Genomic DNA, 16192 nt, shown 5'->3' with positions numbered 1-16192 from the left:
CCTGACCCGGCCGTCTCGCCGACAGCTCACACCGAAGCGGTCGGCGTTGGTTCCGCGACCCGGGCCTGCGGGCGTCGGTCAGGTGCCGACGCGGCGTGTCTCGTAGGCCCACATCACGATCTCGACGCGGTTGCGGGCGTTGAGCTTGCGCATCAGGGCGGCGATGTGGGTCTTGACGGTGCTGAGGCTGATGGACAGCTCATCGCCGATCTCGCTGTTGGTCCGCCCGCGAGCGGCAGCCAGCAGAACCTGTTCTTCGCGAGCGGTCAGCGGCTCGACAGGCTCAGGTGGCACCGAGCGCGGGCGGCTGTTCGCGAAGGAGGACAGGAGCCTCGCGGTGATGTTCGGTGCGATCAGGGCGTCGCCCCGGGCCGCGGCATGGACGGCCTGGGTGAGCATCTCGGCGCCGGCGTCCTTGAGGAGGAAGCCGCGGGCGCCTGCCTTGAGCGCGCCGTAGACGTACTCATCGAGGTCGAAGGTGGTGATGACGACGACGGCCAGAGGATCGGCGACGTCGGCCCCGGCGAGCCGGCGGGTGGCTTCGATCCCGTCGACCTCGGGCATGCGGATGTCCAGCAGGCACACATCGGGACGCAGCGAACGGGCCATGGAGATCGCCCGGCGGCCGTCGGCGGCGTCGCCGACGACGGCGATGCCCGGTTGGGCGTTCAGGATCATGCAGAGCCCTGCCCTGACGATGTCCTGGTCGTCAGCGACCAGCACGCGGATGGTCATGACGCGCGCGCTGTCCGAGGCAGCGAGGCGTCGACGCTCCAGCCGCCGTCCGCGGCAGGTCCCGCCCGGAGGGTGCCGCCGAGCAGGCTCGCCCGCTCGGCCATGCCGCGCAGCCCGTAGCCGGCGTGCGAAGAGCTGGTCGTGGTCGCCTCGCCGTCATCGCGTACCCGCAGGTGCACCTGGTCGCGGGATGCGGTGACGTCGACGGTGACTCCGGTGGCGCCGCGGGCGTGGCGGGTCGCGTTGGTGACCGCCTCGGCGGCGATCAGGTAGAGCGCGGTGCCGACTGCCGGCTCAACGGCCTCGGCGTCACCGGAGACCTGCACGCGGACGCCCAGCACCTCGCCGCCGGGACGAGCGAGTCGCTCGATGTCCGCCACTCCTCGCCGAGGGGTGAGATCGGCGTCCGTACCGTCGCGCAGCACGCCCACGAGGGCTCGCATCTCCCTGAGCGTCCGGGACGCCTCTTCCTCGATGGTGACCAGGGTGGCCAGCGCGCGCTCCGGATCTGCGGCGGCCAGCGCGCGACCTGCCTGTGCCTGGACGGCGATGGCCGAGACGTGATGGCCGACCGTGTCGTGCAGCTCGCGGGCGAGTTCGTTGCGCTGGTGGAGCCGGACCTGCTCGACGTCGCGCTCGTGGCTTCTGGTGCGGTAGCGCACTGCCGCTCCGAGCGCGGCAGAGCACAGGAAGAAGCCGTAACCGGCGACCTTCTCCGCGGGCGAGGTCGACTCCGCGACGAGGGTGACGGGTAGCCAGATGAGGATGATGCCGAGTCCGAGGGCAGCCTCACGACCTGCTCCCCAGCGCAGCAGGGCGTAGGGCAACACGAGCAGCCCTGCGATGCCCAGCAGACCGGTGGCGTCGATGACCGCGATCCTCGCGATGTCGAAGAGGAGAACGGCTCCGAAGGCAACGCTTACCGCGGCCAGCGGTCGCGTGCGTCGATACAGCAGGCACGCCGCGACCACGACGCTGACACCGACCAGCAGCGGCGCCCATGCCCTGTCGTCGCGCAGCAGCATCTCGACGACCGAGATCACGACAAGAGCCGAGGACAGCGCCCAGTCCCGCCACAGACGCACCGGCGCACCTGTGGGGCGAGGCTCAGCCCAGATCCCAGCAAGCATGCTTCCCCCTTTTCCGAGAACGTAAGGGGGCCGCCCCTCGGGCGGATCAGCCGAAAGTACGGCGAGTTTCCCGCGCCCGGGGCCAGGACAGCCCGAGCCCGCAAGCGGATGTGACGCCCGCCGACGCTGGTCAGTGTGGAGACATCGAGTGAGCCGACCCGGCTGACGCCAGCAGACAGGAGACGTGATGACCAGAACCGACAGACGGGCCGGTGCGCTCCAGGAAGCGCACCTCCCGGTCCAGGCGAAGCTTGCCGCGGCCTGGGCCAGCTTCATGTTCCTCTACATCTACGTCGACTACCTCGCCCTGTACAAGCCCGGCTTCATCGACGACATCCTGGCCGGCGCCGTGCACGAGTTCGACACGGGCCCGACCTTCGTCGCCCTCGCGCTCACACTCATGGCCGTCCCGATCCTCATGATCCTGCTCTCCACGACGCTCCCCGCCCGTGTCAACCGCGCCACCAACCTCGTCGTGGCAACGCTCTACATCCCCGTCACGGCGTACAACGCGGACGGCGAGTCCTGGGCCTACCTCTACTTCTACGGCTTCTCCATCGGGCTCGAACTGCTGCTCCTGGCCTTCATCCTGCGCGCCGCATGGACCTGGCCCCGGGCCATTCGAGCCACCGCCGGCCGCGACCTCGCCGACGTGGCGGGGAATTCTGCCGTCACCGCCGGTTAGGCAGGGGGAACCAACGGGCAGGTCCAGGTCCCTTAATGAGGTATGGGCTTGCTTCGCAGAGCGGAACCCGCCGGCTACGAGGACTTCGTCGCCAGCCGGTACCGCGAGATCGTCCGCTTCGGCGCGCTGCTGACCGGTGACGGCCGGCTGGGCGAGGACCTCGCCCAGGAGGGTCTGATCGCGGCCTACCGGTCGTGGCACCGGTTGGGCGTGCCGGAGGGGCGGCCGGAGGCGTACGTCCGGCAGTGATGGTCCGGGCCACGATGCGGGCCAGGCGCCGGCGCTGGCGCGACGAGGCGCCGACCGGGGAGCTGCCGGACGCGTCCCGTGGTGGGTTCGCGGATCAGTCGGATCTCAGCGTGCAGGTGCTCGCCAGTCTGCGCCGGTTGCCTGCCGACCAGCGGGTGGTGCTGGTGCTGCGGTTCTGGGCCGACGCCTCCGAGGCCGAGGTGGCGCAGACCCTCGGCGTTGCGGTGGGAACGGTCAAGAGCCGCACGTCCCGTGCCCTGGCGGCGTTGCGCGCCAGCGGCCTGTTCGTCGAATCTGCCAAGGAGACGCCGTGAATACCACCCACGTCAGCGAGCTGCTCGACCGCGCGGCCGCCTCCGTGACGCCGGCCGAGACTGATCCCGCCACCCGGCTGGTCCGCCTCGGACGGCGTAGCGTGCAGCGCCGCCGCCGTGCCTGGGGATCCGCTGGGTCCGTCGCCGTCGCCGTCGCGGCCGCGGCCGTCGTGGCCCTGCCCCAGCTAGGTGCGCCCCCGAAGGGGGTCCGAGGCCGCCGGGGCCACGGTGAGCCTGGGTGGCCTGTCGGTCGCCGTCCCGGAGGGCTGGCGCACGAGCGAGGTCCGACCTTTGACCCCTGCACCGCCGAGCCGCGCATCGTCTACCTCGTGGCGGGGTGGGGTCCCCAGGCCACGAGACCGACGGCTGGCCCGCCCGGGGCCTGCAACTCTGAAGGCCAGGCGTGGATAGCTGTCGTGCACCAGGGCGTCGCTCCGCTCGTCAACCCGAACCGGCTGGTGGTCAAGGATGGGCAGCTGCTCCAAGTCGAGCAGTCCGACCAGCACGTGCTCCCGTCCGTCTGGACCTACCGTGCTTTCAGCAACGAGATTCAGGCGACGACGGCCTTCATCTCCGGGGACGACAAGAGCCGCGAGCAGCTGCTCAAGCGCGTCACCTGGCCCGCCGGCCCGCCGGCCCCGGCCTCCGGCGGGAGACCTCGCCCACGTCGCGGATCGCGCGACCGGAATCGAGCACCAGCGCTGCGGCCGGGCGGCACAACTCCTCGGGGTACGTGCGAGAGGCGTAGTGATTCGTGCGCCGACCATTCCTCGACGGTCGATGGTCAGCGGGTCCGTCCCAGTTTGACGCGCGCCTCGGTTGGGAAGTTTCGCGGACACCTCGATGAAGGAGGGTGTATGGAGACGTCCGCTAGCGTCGGACGCAGTTGTCAACAGCCGACAAGGCCATGCGTGGCGGCGCCTGCTGCAGCGCCGACGCCGAGGGGGCGAGCCTGATGGCCCGCGTCGGTCGCTACGGGATCCCAAGGTTCGTGTGGACCCTGATCTGGATCGTCGTCTGCATCTTGATCGTCATACTTCTGGCCCTGCTCATTCACAACTTCGGAGGCGCCTCTCTGTCGCTCAAGCTCGGCCACTTCTACCTGAACGTCGGCGTCAACTGACCTGACACCGCGTCGACACTCCGTCGTCGGTATCGCCCGGGCAGTGCTGGCCATCGCCTTCGGTGACGGCTAGCACTGCCTGACGTGCCACGCGGCATCGGCGCGGCCGATCGTTGTTTGTCGTCTACCGTGCTCGCTGGGGTCGGTTGCTGTGGCCGGCTGGATCTGTTCGGTTGTATCGATCATCTGTATATTGCTGGCGTGACCATGCGGGAACCCACCTTCCTGACCCTCGCCGCGTTGGCCGGTCCGCCGTTGCACGGATACGGCGTGATGCGCCAGGTGGCGATCCTGTCCAAGGGACGCGTGAAGCTGAGCGCCGGCACGCTGTACGCGGCGTTGGACCGCTTGACCGCCGAAGGGCTGATCGCCATCGACCGCGAGGAGACGGTCGATGGTCGGGCGCGGCGCTACTACCGGCTGACCGAACAGGGCGGTGCCGCACTGCGGCAGGAGACTGCCCGGCTACGCAGCAATGCAGAGATCGCCGTCAACCGTCTCGCCGGGTGGACATCGCGGCCCGGTCTCCTTCCGTCCTGATCCCTCTGATCAGCAGTGCTCACGTATCGGCAAGGAGTGCAGATGCCAGAACCAGGCGCTCGGGCGAGGCTCACCTGCCGCTACCGACGGTTGCTGCTGACGTACCCGCGGTCCTACCGACGCCGACGCGGCGCCGAGATCGTGACGACACTGCTGGACGCCGCTCCAGTCGACAGGACCTGGCCGACCCGCGCCGAGGTCGTCGACCTGCTCACCGGTGGTCTCCGATTCCGATTCCGGGTGTGGGGTGCAGCCGGAATAGTCGGCGTGATCTGCGCTGCCACAGTCACGGCCGTGGCGCTCGGCGCGCTCGGCGGCTATCTGGGTTGGCAGACCGCGCAACCCTTGCCGAGCAACTCCGACGCGCTGCGAATGGTTGAGCCGGCGTTACCGCCGGGGATGTCGGCTGTGCCGCAACGGTGGGACTTCATCTACGACGACAACCCCGACTACACCGATCCGCGATGGGTGTACCTGATAGGCGGAACCGACGAGTACCGGGCGGGGAAGGTCTTCTTCCAGTTCACCTACCCCAACGACAGGCCGGTGCGCCAGTTGGTTGACGGGGCAGAGCAACGCATGCGGGCGGCCGGTTGGCGGCCAGCCAAAACGGATCTGTCCGGTTGCTGCCCGGAGTCAGCGGTCTATCGGGATGGGTGGCTGGTGGAGGTTTTCTCTGAGGGCGCCCTCGACGAATCCCACTATGGGTTGCAAGTAGCCGTCAGCCGTACGACGCCCGTCGCCGTGCTCCCACTGACCACGGCTGGGCTACTCGCCGGCGCTGCCGCCGGTTGGTTGATGGCGGCCTGGGCGTTCCGGCGGATCAAGGAAGCCACTCCAACGCGGCGGGCCCTCACGGTAGTCGTAGCCGGCGCAGGACTGCTCGCCCTTCTCCCCGCTACTGCGCTGAGCGCCCTGGCGCTGGTCGCCAGCTACTTTGCCCCGCACCAGCCAGCAGGACCGGCCTGGATCGGGTATACGTTCATGCTCTTCCGGCCGCTGGCCTACCTCGGCGCGGCTGCCGTCGTCGGCGGGCTGCTGATCACCGCAGTGCCTGGCCACAGGCGCCGGCGAGGGCTGGCCGGCTGAGCGAAGCCGCGGCCACCCGCCAGGCACTGCCGTGATGCTCGCCCTCGCCCGGTCCGCCCCACCAGAAGGCCCGGCAGTCCAGACCCATGCGCGTTGCCCTCGGTGACCTGGTCCCGGGCGTCGGGAGCGAAGTGGGAGAGGAACGTGTCGATCTCGTCGCGGCCAGGGTGCTGGAAGGGGTAGTCGGTGGAGAAGATCCGACGGTCGACCCGGTCACGGTCAGCGCGTGCTGCAGGAGCGCCGGGTTCAGCATCCCCGACGTCGTGATCCAGATGTTCGTCCGGATGTAGTCGGAGACCGGCTGTCCCAGCCCCTCGGCCGCGGCGAAGAAGTCCTCGTACACCGGGTCGTCCAGCAACAGGTCGCCGGACCGTCCGTAGACCATCGTGCCGACGTGCCCCTCCGCCGCCGCGCGCTCCGGCTCGGGCACGACCCGGTCCGGAGCCGACATCGGCAGCTCGACATCGCGCGCAGCCGACGTGGGTGACGGCTCACGGCCTCGGCGGCCGTCTCGTTCGCTATCCGGCTGAGCCGTACCGCGTCGTCGGGTGCCAGCGACTGGGTGCCGGGCGGTGTCAGCGCGAGCACGAACGGGAGACTGTCGTCGCTGCCCTGAACAGCGGCGGTCAGCGCGGGCGTGATCCAGTGCTCTTCGATCGCGATCAAGTTGCCTATCACCACCCATCCTCCCTCTGCCCGGTACTGGTGCGTCGGCCTCCTCACCCGGCCGAGAAGGCATGACGTCGATGAACGTGATGACGAAGGCCTCCCGGTTGTGGAGTGGAGCTGTCCAGCAACCGCTCCGGCAACCGGGAGGCCTTCTCTCAGCTCGTGGGGCCGGACGCCGCCCCGCCGAGGGTCACCTTGAGGACTCTCTCGTTGCTGTTGTTCGGGGTGCTGTCCTTGTCCCCGCCGGTGCTCGTGGTCAGCCACAGATTGCCGTCGAGGGTCGGTTCGACGGTGCGCAGCCGGAAGTACGTCCCGACGAAGTACTGCTGGACGTTGGTGAGCGTGTCGCCGCTGATCTCCGCACGGTACATCCGGTTGCCACGCAGGCAGGCGATGTAGAGCACGTCCCGGACGATCGCGATGCCGCTGCACGAGGCCTCGGCCACCGGGTACGTCCGGATCGGGGCCCTGAAGCTCGGGTTGGCGCAGTCGCCGGAGGTGCCTTCGCAGGCGGGCCAGCCGTAGTTGCCGCCCTTGACGATGATGTTGGTCTCGTCCATGACGTTGTTGCCGAACTCCTGCTCGAAGAGCCGGCCCTGGGAGTCGAAGGCGAGTCCCTGCGGGTTGCGGTGGCCGTAGCTCCACACGTGGTTGCCGAAGGGGTTGTCCGCCGGCACCGTGCCGTCGGGGTTGAGCCGCAGCACCTTGCCGCCGAGATTGTTGGTGTCCTGGGCCACGTCGGGGTTCTGTCCGTCGCCGGTGGCGGCGTAGAGCTTGCCGTCGGGGCCGAAGCGCAGCCGGCCGCCGTTGTGGTACTTGTTGCGCGGGATCCAGGTGACGAGCACCTGCCTGGTGCCGGTCTGCAGCGTGCCGTCGTAGCGGATGCGCACGATCCGGTTGTCGGTCGTGGTGGTGTGGTAGATGTACAGCCAGCGGTCGGTGGTGAAGGTGGCCGAGACGGCCAGCCCGAGCACGCCGCCCTCGCCGCTGGTGCCGGCCACGTTCGGCACGGTGCCGATGCTGCGTTTGTCGGTGCCGTCCGGGTTCATGGCGACGATGTCGAACAGGTCGCGCCGGCCGTAGAGGACCGTGCCGTCGGGCAGTTGCACAAGGCCCCAGGGCAGGTCCTTCTCGGTGGTGACCACCGTGGCGCCGCACACCGGGCTCGTGCACCCCGTGCCGGTGTGCGCGGTGACCGCGGCGCTCGTCCCCGAGACATTGCCCTGGGCGTCGCGGGCGGTCACCGTGTACCGGTAGTCGGTGTCGGGCGTCAGCCCGGTGTCGGTGAACGTGGTCGCCGGTGGGTTTCCGCCGGTGCCGGTGGTGGAGCCGACGGCCGTACCGTTGCGCAGGATCGTGTAGCCGGTGACCGCGACGTTGTCGGTGGAGGCCGACCAGGTGAGGGTCACGGCCGTACCGTTCACCGTCGCGGCCAGGTTGGTCGGCGTGCTGGGCGGAGTCGTGTCCTGCTGGCAGAACGGCGGGGTGACCGAGAGCGTGGAGCTGGCCTGCGAGACGTTGCCGGCGGCGTCGCGGGCGTTGACGTACCAGCCCCAGGTGACACCCTGCACGACGCTGAGCGTGGCGGTCAGCGTCCGTCCCGAGACCGAGGTGACGAGCTGGCCGTCGTGGTAGATGTCGTAGAAGGCGACGCCGACGTTGTCCCGGGACGCGTACCAGGAAAGCGTGACGGACTGGCAGGTCAGCCGGCTGCTGCGCAGGCCGGTCGGCCGGGTGGGCGGGCTGGTGTCGGCGGCGAGCCGGGCCGCCGGCCGGCTGCCGGCCGCCGGCGCGGCCGCCGCGGCGTTTGCGGGTACGCCGGCCAGGACGGTGCCGGCGCAGATCAGCAGGGCGAGCGGTACGCGGTGTCGGAGCTGGTGAGGATTGGTCCGCACGGGTGCTTTCCTTCCCGGGGTTCTTGGTCAGTACGGGTAGCCGGGGACGTTGAGCCGGATGCTGTACAGGCCGGAGTCGTTCGTCCGGCCGGAGGTGATGTAGAGGGTCTGCCGGTCGGGTCCGCCGAACGCCACGTTCGTGGTGCCGGCGCCGCCGGAGCGGATCGTGCCGAGCTGCGCGCCTGAGGGCGAGTAGACGTGGATCAGCCCGTCCGAGCCGGAGGCCCAGTACACGTTGCCGGCGCAGTCGACGGTGACGCCGTCGGGACCGCCGAGGTAGTTGACGAAGACGCTGCGGGCGCCGGTGCTGCCGTCGGGCTGGACGACGTACTTGTAGATCTTGTTCTCGGAGTAGGCACTCACGTAGAGGGTGCCGCCGTCCGGGGAGAGCGCGATGCCGTTGGGTTGCCGCAGCCGGTCGTCCACCAGCGAGACCTGGCCGCCGGAGACGCGGAAGACACTGGTACGTCCGCTCATCTGGTCGGGTCGGTTGCCGCGCTGGAAGTTGGGGTCGGTGAAGTAGACGACGCCGTCGGAGCGGACCGTGACGTCGTTCGGTGAGTTGAACGCCCGGCCCTGGTAGTCGGCGGCGACGGTGCTGCGGGTCCGGTCGCTCAGCCGGTACGCGGAGACGTTCCGCTGGTCGTGGGTGGCGGCGATGATCTGCTGGGCGTCGGGGCTGAGTGCCAGGCCGTTGCTGCCGGAGTCGGCGATGAAGGTGTCGAAGGTCGAAGGCGGGGTGAATCGGCGGATCGTGGAGGGCTGCACGTTGTACGGCCCGGTGCCCGCGGCCATGTCGGACATCAGCAGGTAGCCGCCCTCGGCGATCCAGACCGGTCCTTCGAGGAACGAGAACCCGCCCTGGATCTTCGTCGCGGACACGGAGCCGGCCGGCAGCGGCGGGCCGTACCCGGTGCCGCCCGGGCAGACCCCGGGGGGCGCGCCGGGCGGCCCGGCGAGCGGGTAGGTGTGAACGTTCACATGAGCGGCGCGCCGAGGTGCCGGGGGCGCGGCGCCGGCGGGGCCTGGTGCGGTGGTGAGCGCGAGGCACAGGCCGGTGAGTGCGGCGATGGTTGGACGCCAGGTCATCGGGTACTCCAATCGGGGTCGGTGAATGCGAGGCCCGTGGCTGCCTGGACCGGCCTCGGCCGCCGACACCTGCTATCGATTGATATCGATGTATTGGATGCAGCTTAGGCGAGGAAACGGCGCCCCGCATCAGTTCCCCACGATCGCCTTCGGCGCATGCCCCGAAAGGCGGCCGATGACGTGACCGGGTTGAGCGCGGACACCCCGTACACCTTCTGCCGATGTTCGACATGACCCGCGCGTCTACTCACGATTCCGTCCCGGTGTCGTACTGCTCCCGCCGCCGGGCTCCTACCCGAGCTTGCTGTCCGCGCGGGCGGCGGCGAGAGCGGCTGCCATCCGGGTCAGGCGTGCGCCCTGGAAGCAGGCCGTCTCGAGGACCGCTCTGGCGTACTCGGGATCCCGGCTGGCGCGGCTCTCCACCTGGCTGACGCCGTACGGGTTTCCGCCGGCGACGTGAGCGGTGTCGTAGTTCAGGTAGCCCGTAGGCAGGATGATCGACCCCCAGTGGTGGAAGGTCTGGTAGAGGCTGAGCAGAGTCGCCTCCTGGCCGCCGTGTTCCTCGTAGCTGGCGGTGAAACCGGTCGCCGGCTTGTCGGCCAGTTCCTCCGCCTGCCATGGGCCGGTCGTGGTGTCGAGAAACTGGCGCAGCTGAGCGCAGATGTTCCCGAAACGGGTCGGCGTGCCGAAGGCGTACCCGTTGGCCCACCGGAGGTCGTCCAGGGTGGCGACCGGAATGTCGCCAGTGGCGTCGAGGTGGGCTCGCCACTGCGGCTTGGCATCAATGACGTGCTCCGGCGCCAACTCTGCCACCCGGCGCAGGCGGACCTCCGCGCCGGCGTCCGCGGCTCCGTCGACAAATGCCTGCGCGAGCCGGTGCACGGTGCCGGTGGCGGAGTAGTAGATGACGGCGATCCTGGCATCGGTATGCATGCTGCCTCCTGGGTCGGCTCGGTACTCGGTCAACCGTGCCGAGCAGGCTTACCGTTCGCTGACCACCCCCTTACCGACGCCGCTGAACGGCTGTTCGTCGAGGTCGAGCTGTGCGCCGCGGCTCATCTCGGCAGCGAGTTCGTCGCTGCCGAGCGCCTCCCGGAGGCGGACGGTGATGCGCTGGACGTCGTGTTGCTCGCTGGGAGGCAGCGGCGCGCCGGCGGCCTCGCGCAGCGTCCGTGCCGCGGCGAGCAGCCGCGCGGCGGGCCGGCTCTCACCGCCGAGGCTGATGGCCCCGGCCAGGCCCTCGAGAGCCAGGGCGACCGCCCGTTGATCACCGGTGGCGCGCGCCGCGTCGAGCGACTCACGGTGGTGGCGCTCGGCGAGGACAGCATCACCGCGGTGCTCGGCGATGAACCCCAACTCGGCCAGCGCGAGCGCGCAGCCCGGCAGGAAGCCGGCACGGCGGTTCCAGTCGAGCAGGTCCCGCTGCCGGGTCTCGGCGGCGTCGAGGTCGCCCCGCCGTCGCGCGATCATTGCCAGGCCCGTGCCGGCGAAGGCGACGGCGGAGGAGCTCGACTGTTCCTGGGCCACCTGTAGCGCGCGGTCGTGACTGACGACGGCCTCGTCGAGGTCGCCTCTCAGAATGGCGAGCCGGCCGATGCATGCCAGCTGCCGGGACACCGACGTCCACAGCCGCAGGTGTTCGGCGATGCGCAACGCCTCCCGGTAGCGCGTGGCGGCGCGATCGTAGTCGCCGTGGATCTCGGCCAGGGTTCCCAACAGGCTCGTCGGATGTACTTGGCCCCAGCGGTCGCCCAGTTGCTCGAACAGCGCCCGGCTGGTCTCGCAGTCACGCTGCGCCGCGGGCAGGTCGCTGCGGAGTACGAGCGCGAGGTCCGCTCGGATGGCGCAGGCGGCAGCGATGCCCCACCGGTCCCCGCCGGCGCGGAACGCCGCCAGCGCCGCGTCGACCAGGACGGCCGCCGCGCCCGGATCTCCGGAGCCGAGCATCATGGAAGCGAACAACCACTGCGCGAACGCCTTCTCCGGCCCCTCGTGGTCCTGGTAGCTCTCCAGGATCCGCTGCCGGGGAGCGGTCGGATCGCCGTCCCGGGTGGCGAGAGCGGTCAGCCACATCTCCGCATGCCGCCGCAGGCCGTCCGGTGCGACGTCGACCTCGCTCCTCGGGACGATGTCCAGCGCCGTTCGCAGTGACCGGCTCACCTCTCCGAACCGACCCCGGAGCAGCCGGTACCAGGACAACGAGGTGGCGAGCGCCAGGCCCACGCGGGCCTGACCGTCAGTGGCGGCGACGTCGAGCGCCGCCCGGAAGTTCGCGTTCTCGGCGTCCAGCTCGCGTAGCGCGCGGCTCTGATCGTGACCACGTAGCCGCCCGGCGGCCTGCTCGGCGAGACGGGCGAAACACGTGACGTAACGGCGACGAGTTGCGGGCAGCTCGGCGGCGCTGTCGAGCTGTTCCAGACCGTAGGCAGCCACCGTCTCCGGCAGCCGAAAGCGTCGCGGACTCTCACCGTGCCGCACCATGACCAGCGACCGGTCGATCAGGCGTGCCAGCACATCGAGGACCTCGTCCGCTGCCACCTGGCCGCCAGCGCACACCTGCTCGGCGGCGGCCAGGGTGGCGCCGTCGGCGAAGACCGCGAGCCGGCGCAGCACCGCGCGTTCGGGAGGCGCCAGCAACTCCCAACTCCAGTCGATCACGGCGCGAAGTCCCTGCTGACGCGGGGGCGCGGTGCGCCGGCCGGATGACAGCAGCCGGAAGCGATCGTCGAGCCGTGCCGCCAGCTCGTCCGGATCGAGAACGGCCAGACGGGACGCGGCCAGTTCCAGCGCCAGCGGTACGCCGTCGAGACGCCGGCAGATGACGGCGACCGCGTCCGTGTCCCGCTGATCGACGGTGAACCCCGGCTCGGTGGCGCGGGCGCGGGCTACGAAGAGCCGAACCGCCGGAGCCTCGGCGATCTGCCGCGCGCCGGCTCCGGGCTCCGGCAGGGCCAGCGGCGGCACCGGAATGACGACTTCGCCGGGGATCCCGAGCGGTTCGCGGCTCGTCGCCAGGATGCGCAGGTCGGCCGCGGCGCCGAGAAGTTTCTCGGTCAGTTGAGCGACTGACGCCACCACGTGTTCGCAGTTGTCGAGCAGCAACAGCATCCGCCGACCTCGCAGCGCGGCGACCAGCCGGTCCATCGGCTCGCGGGGTGGTCGATCACCGGGCAGGCCGGGCGGACTGTCGTCTCGGATCTCGAGCGTCGCCGCCACCATGTCGACAATCTCGGTGCAGGTCGCGTGGTCGCCGCTGTACGGCCGGCCGGCCAGCTCGACGAGCCACACTCCAGCGGGGAACGTGTCACCCAGCACCCGAGCGGCCTCGATCGCCAACCTGCTCTTTCCCACCCCACCCAGACCGGTCAGGGTCACCAGCCGCTCGTTCGTCAGCCGCTCCCGTACCGCCTCGACGGCCGCGTCGCGCCCGATCAGTCCGCCGTACGGACCGGGCGACAGAGGCGCCGGCAGGTTGGTTCGGGCCGGAGCCGACGCCGGTGCCGGCGGCTGGAGGGCGGGATCCTGGCGCAGGATCGCCCCGTGCAGCTCGACCAACTCTCTGCCGGGATCGACACCGAGTTCGTCGCGCGCCTGCCGACGGAACTGCTCGTAGGCGAACAGCGCCTCATGCTGCCGTCCCGAGCCGTACAGGGCGCGCAGGTGCGCGGCCCGTAGTCGCTCACGCCACGGGTGGCCTGCGACCAGGTCGGTCAGTTCCCCGGCGAGCAGGTGGTGCTGGCCAAGATCGAGCCGGGCCTCGGCCAGTTCCTCCAGCGCGGTCAGGCGCTGGTCGTTGAGCCGATCGGCCGCCTGGCGGACGAATCGCTCGTCACTGAAGTCGGCGTACGGGGAACCGCGCCACAGCGACAGAGCCTCCGTCAGCGTCGCCGCCCGCACAGCGGGCTCCCGCTGCGCGCCCGAACGTAGCAACAGAGCGGCGAAGCGACCGGCGTCGACCGATTCCGACGACGTCCGCAGCCGGTAGCCGGCCTCACCGGACTCGACCAGCGCACGGCCACCCGCCTCGCCCGCCTCCAGGGCACGCCGCAACTGCGACACCTTGGTCTGGAGCGCCCCGAGCGCGTTGCCCGGCGCCTCGTCACCCCAGAGATCTTCGATCAGCCGGTCGGCGGTCACCGGGCGCCCCTCGTGAACCAGCAGGTCAGCCAGCAGACCACGCACTTTGAGGCCGGGCACGGCGACAGGTGTGCCGTCCGACGTCCACACCGCAACGTCGCCCAGCACTCCGAACCTCATCGCTTCACACTAGCCAGCCGGCTGTCCCGCCCCGCGAAGGTCCGCCGGCCGTCGGTCTGCTCGGCGGGAAGCGACGCGGGGTCACCGACGCGTACGTCAGCCGGCCATCAGCCGATGGTAAGGAGCCCCGGGAAGGCTGAACCGAGCCGACACCGGAGGAACGACATGGATCAGCTACAGCGGCGCCGAGCCGCTCACCGCGACAGGCAACTCGCACCGGGGCGGGTGGCCACACCCTGGCTCGCCCTGCTGGCCGGTCCGCTGTCGTTCGGGATTGCCGCACCGGCACTGCTGCTCGACGACCTGGCGCGCGCGACGGGTGGTGGGGAACAGGCCGCGGCCTCCGGTGTGACCGCCTTCGGCTGGGGGATCGCGTTGGGGACGCCGCTGTTGGCGGCGCTGCTCGCCCGTCGCGGCGTACGAGCGGCCCTGACCGTCGCGTCCGCGCTGGTGGCAGCGGGGACGCTCATCCTCGTGCTGATCCCGAGCGTGTCGGCGATGGTGGCCGGTGCGGCGGTGCAGGGACTGGGGTCTGCCGGCCTCACCGTGACCGCGATGAAACTGGCCGACTCGGCCCGGCAGATGGGCGTGGTCGCCGCGTCGCTGGCGGTCGTCGGGGCCACCGGTCCGCTGACCGGCGCACTGATCGCCGACCTCTCCTCGTGGCAGGCGGCGCTGGCGTTGCCGCTGCTGGCGGTGCTCGCCGTGCCCGCGACTCGCCGCGGCACCACCGCACCGGACGCGGCGCCGGCGCCGTTCGACTTCTTCGGGATGACCATCCTGGCCATGCTGGTCACCGCAGCCGTCCTCATTCCGCACCGGCCGCTGGTGGCCGGCCCGGCCACCGTCGTGCTGCTGCCTCTGCTGGTGGCCTGGACCAAGGTCCGCCCGGACGGCTTCCTGCCTGCTGCGGTGGCACGGAACGGCCGGTTCCTCGCGGCGTGCGCGCTGGCCTTCGCGCTGGGAGCGGGGAACTTCGCCCTGCTCTACGCCGCGCCGGACCTGCTGCGACAGCACGCGGGATGGGCAGGCACCCAGAGCGGGCTCGTGCTGCTGGCGCCGTACCTGATCGGCGGCATCTGCTCCGGGTTCCTGGTCGCGGCATCCGTGCGAGTGCCACGCCGCGTCGCGGTCGCCGTGTTGCTCCTCACCGGCGCCGCCGCGCTGCTGCTGGCGACGGTCACCACCGCTGTACCGCTGCTGCTTGCGGCGATGACGCTCGGTTCCTTGGCCGCCGCGACCGGCCAAGGCGTACTCGCCCTGCACGCGGCCGGCGTCGTATCCGGCTCCCACCGGGCCGAAGCACTGGGCCTGTTCAACCTCGCCTACCTGCTCAGCGTCGCGATCGGACCAGCCATCGCCGTGGCGCTCTCCCATCCGACCGCCTGATCAGCCCACGTCACGTCGCGGTCGGCACTATCGTGACTTTCAGGTCCGGCAGGCCGCGCCGTACGATCCGGTCCTCCACGGAGGGAAGTCCACGTGCCTTCAGACGTACATCCGGCCCTGGATGTGTTGATGCCCGCGGCGTTCCTGGGCCACGGCAACCCGATGAACGCCCTCGAGGTCAACCGGTACACCTCCGCGTGGAGAGCCTTCGGCGCCGCGGTGCCGCGTCCCCGCGCGATCCTGGTGGTCAGCGCCCATTGGTACATCAACGCCACGGCCGTCACCGCGATGCCCCGGCCGAGGACCATCCACGACTTCTACGGGTTTCCGCAGGAGCTGTTCGAGGTGCAGTACCCGGCGCCGGGGCTGCCCGAGCTGGCTGAGGAGGTCAGTGACGTCGTCCATCCGACCTGGGTCGGGGCGGACGTCGACAGCTGGGGCATCGACCATGGCACCTGGTCGGTGCTGATGCACGCCTTTCCGGACGCGACGATTCCCGTCGTCCAGCTCAGCATCAACGCCGACAAGCCGATGGACTACCACCTTCAACTCGGCGCCCGGCTCGCTCCACTGCGTCGGCGCGGCGTGCTGATCGTGGCGAGCGGCAACGTCGTGCACAACCTGCGCGGCATGGACTGGACGCTGACCGACGACGGCTTCGACTGGGCGCGACGCTTCGACGAGGACGCCAAGGCCCGGATGTTGACCGATCCGGGCGAGTACGCGACCCTCGACGCCCACGGGGACTTCCGCCGTGCGGTACCGACACCGGATCACTTCATCCCGGCGTTGTATCTCGCCGGTCTGGCCGCCGCCATGGACACCCCCGACACCGAGGTCCTCGTCGACGGCTACGCCTACGGCTCGTTGTCCATGACGGCCTACACCCTGGGCATGTCCTGTCCACCGGCTGCCGGCCGGGGCGGATCCCCGCAGCCACCGCCCGGGCTGCCGCCGGACGGCTCCAACATCTGAGCACCGGCTGTGTTCGATGGTTCCCCATGTTTGTGCCCGGGTGACCTGGGGCG

General features: G+C 70.5%; 15 protein-coding genes. 8 read left to right on the top strand and 7 right to left on the bottom strand.

Annotated features, from left to right (window positions below; genetic code table 11):
- Positions 1–78 precede the first annotated feature (78 nt).
- Positions 79–735 carry a response regulator gene (locus MCBG_RS10615; RefSeq protein ID WP_043325390.1) on the bottom strand — a complete coding sequence of 219 codons (657 nt, stop codon included), beginning with the start codon at positions 733–735 and terminating at the stop codon, positions 79–81.
- A complete protein-coding gene (locus MCBG_RS10610) occupies positions 732–1820 on the bottom strand; it encodes a sensor histidine kinase (RefSeq protein WP_223201176.1) in 1089 nt (362 codons plus the stop codon). Before MCBG_RS10610 ends, MCBG_RS10615 begins: the two co-directional genes overlap by 4 nt.
- A 232-nt stretch (positions 1821–2052) precedes the next feature.
- Here MCBG_RS10610 and MCBG_RS10605 point away from each other — a divergent pair, with 232 nt between their 5' ends.
- The 6 genes from MCBG_RS10605 (at position 2053) to MCBG_RS32425 (ending at position 5865) form a co-directional block, all read left to right on the top strand.
- Positions 2053–2550, top strand: coding sequence for a DUF6326 family protein (locus MCBG_RS10605; protein WP_051611129.1), 498 nt, complete (start codon positions 2053–2055; stop codon positions 2548–2550).
- Positions 2551–2598: 48 nt separating this feature from the next.
- The gene (locus tag MCBG_RS31135; protein WP_158629855.1) at positions 2599–2799 is read left to right on the top strand and encodes a sigma factor; all 201 of its coding nucleotides are present in this window, start codon (positions 2599–2601) and stop codon (positions 2797–2799) included.
- Positions 2800–2813: 14 nt separating this feature from the next.
- Positions 2814–3113, top strand: coding sequence for a sigma factor-like helix-turn-helix DNA-binding protein (locus tag MCBG_RS31130; RefSeq protein WP_158629854.1), 300 nt, complete (start codon positions 2814–2816; stop codon positions 3111–3113).
- 886 nt (positions 3114–3999) lie between these two features.
- Complete coding sequence (locus tag MCBG_RS10595; protein ID WP_124778790.1) at positions 4000–4236, top strand: hypothetical protein; 237 nt, start codon at positions 4000–4002, stop codon at positions 4234–4236.
- Between the two features lie 207 nt (positions 4237–4443).
- Positions 4444–4776: a PadR family transcriptional regulator gene (locus tag MCBG_RS10590; protein ID WP_043330437.1), complete on the top strand. Its 333-nt coding sequence runs from the start codon at positions 4444–4446 to the stop codon at positions 4774–4776.
- 141 nt (positions 4777–4917) lie between these two features.
- Positions 4918–5865: a hypothetical protein gene (locus tag MCBG_RS32425; RefSeq protein ID WP_043325384.1), complete on the top strand. Its 948-nt coding sequence runs from the start codon at positions 4918–4920 to the stop codon at positions 5863–5865.
- Here the strand turns inward: MCBG_RS32425 and MCBG_RS32990 are convergent.
- The 5 genes from MCBG_RS32990 to MCBG_RS10560 all read right to left on the bottom strand — a co-directional run bounded on the left by MCBG_RS32990 (position 5819) and on the right by MCBG_RS10560 (position 13775).
- Complete coding sequence (locus MCBG_RS32990) at positions 5819–6316, bottom strand: hypothetical protein (RefSeq protein ID WP_198033291.1); 498 nt, start codon at positions 6314–6316, stop codon at positions 5819–5821. The genes MCBG_RS32425 and MCBG_RS32990 overlap by 47 nt on opposite strands.
- A 373-nt stretch (positions 6317–6689) precedes the next feature.
- Positions 6690–8429 (bottom strand): PQQ-dependent sugar dehydrogenase, encoded by a 1740-nt coding sequence (locus MCBG_RS10575; protein ID WP_140946250.1) that lies wholly within the window; start codon positions 8427–8429, stop codon positions 6690–6692.
- A 27-nt stretch (positions 8430–8456) separates the two neighbouring features.
- Positions 8457–9518 carry an SMP-30/gluconolactonase/LRE family protein gene (locus MCBG_RS10570; RefSeq protein WP_043325381.1) on the bottom strand — a complete coding sequence of 354 codons (1062 nt, stop codon included), beginning with the start codon at positions 9516–9518 and terminating at the stop codon, positions 8457–8459.
- Positions 9519–9809: 291 nt separating this feature from the next.
- Complete coding sequence (gene wrbA / locus MCBG_RS10565) at positions 9810–10484, bottom strand: NAD(P)H:quinone oxidoreductase (RefSeq protein ID WP_223201175.1); 675 nt, start codon at positions 10482–10484, stop codon at positions 9810–9812.
- Positions 10485–10499: 15 nt separating this feature from the next.
- On the bottom strand, positions 10500–13775 hold the full coding sequence (locus MCBG_RS10560; RefSeq protein WP_223201174.1) for an AfsR/SARP family transcriptional regulator: 3276 nt from the start codon (positions 13773–13775) through the stop codon (positions 10500–10502).
- Between the two features lie 165 nt (positions 13776–13940).
- Between MCBG_RS10560 and MCBG_RS10555 the strand changes: the two genes are divergently transcribed.
- Together MCBG_RS10555 and ygiD are read left to right on the top strand one after the other, a co-directional pair.
- Positions 13941–15164, top strand: a complete 1224-nt coding sequence (locus MCBG_RS10555; RefSeq protein ID WP_043325376.1) for an MFS transporter — start codon at positions 13941–13943, stop codon at positions 15162–15164.
- Between the two features lie 129 nt (positions 15165–15293).
- Complete coding sequence (ygiD, locus tag MCBG_RS10550) at positions 15294–16139, top strand: 4,5-DOPA-extradiol-dioxygenase (protein WP_043325374.1); 846 nt, start codon at positions 15294–15296, stop codon at positions 16137–16139.
- Positions 16140–16192 lie beyond the last annotated feature (53 nt).

Source organism: Micromonospora sp. M42 (assembly GCF_000568915.1).
Classification (GTDB): Bacteria; Actinomycetota; Actinomycetes; order Mycobacteriales; family Micromonosporaceae; genus Micromonospora; species Micromonospora chalcea.
This window is presented reverse-complemented; position numbering and strand designations above follow the sequence as displayed.

Bases quoted from the DNA above. Each gene is read 5' to 3' on its own strand.
- MCBG_RS10555 (WP_043325376.1), top strand. From the start codon at position 13,941: ATGGATCAGCTACAGCGGCGCCGAGCCGCTCACCGCGACAGGCAACTC.
- MCBG_RS10570 (WP_043325381.1), bottom strand. From the start codon at position 9,518: ATGACCTGGCGTCCAACCATCGCCGCACTCACCGGCCTGTGCCTCGCG.
- MCBG_RS10590 (WP_043330437.1), top strand. From the start codon at position 4,444: ATGCGGGAACCCACCTTCCTGACCCTCGCCGCGTTGGCCGGTCCGCCG.
- MCBG_RS31130 (WP_158629854.1), top strand. From the start codon at position 2,814: ATGCGGGCCAGGCGCCGGCGCTGGCGCGACGAGGCGCCGACCGGGGAG.
- ygiD (WP_043325374.1), top strand. From the start codon at position 15,294: ATGCCCGCGGCGTTCCTGGGCCACGGCAACCCGATGAACGCCCTCGAG.
- MCBG_RS32990 (WP_198033291.1), bottom strand. From the start codon at position 6,316: ATGTCGGCTCCGGACCGGGTCGTGCCCGAGCCGGAGCGCGCGGCGGCG.
- MCBG_RS10615 (WP_043325390.1), bottom strand. From the start codon at position 735: ATGACCATCCGCGTGCTGGTCGCTGACGACCAGGACATCGTCAGGGCA.
- MCBG_RS10560 (WP_223201174.1), bottom strand. From the start codon at position 13,775: ATGAGGTTCGGAGTGCTGGGCGACGTTGCGGTGTGGACGTCGGACGGC.
- MCBG_RS10605 (WP_051611129.1), top strand. From the start codon at position 2,053: ATGACCAGAACCGACAGACGGGCCGGTGCGCTCCAGGAAGCGCACCTC.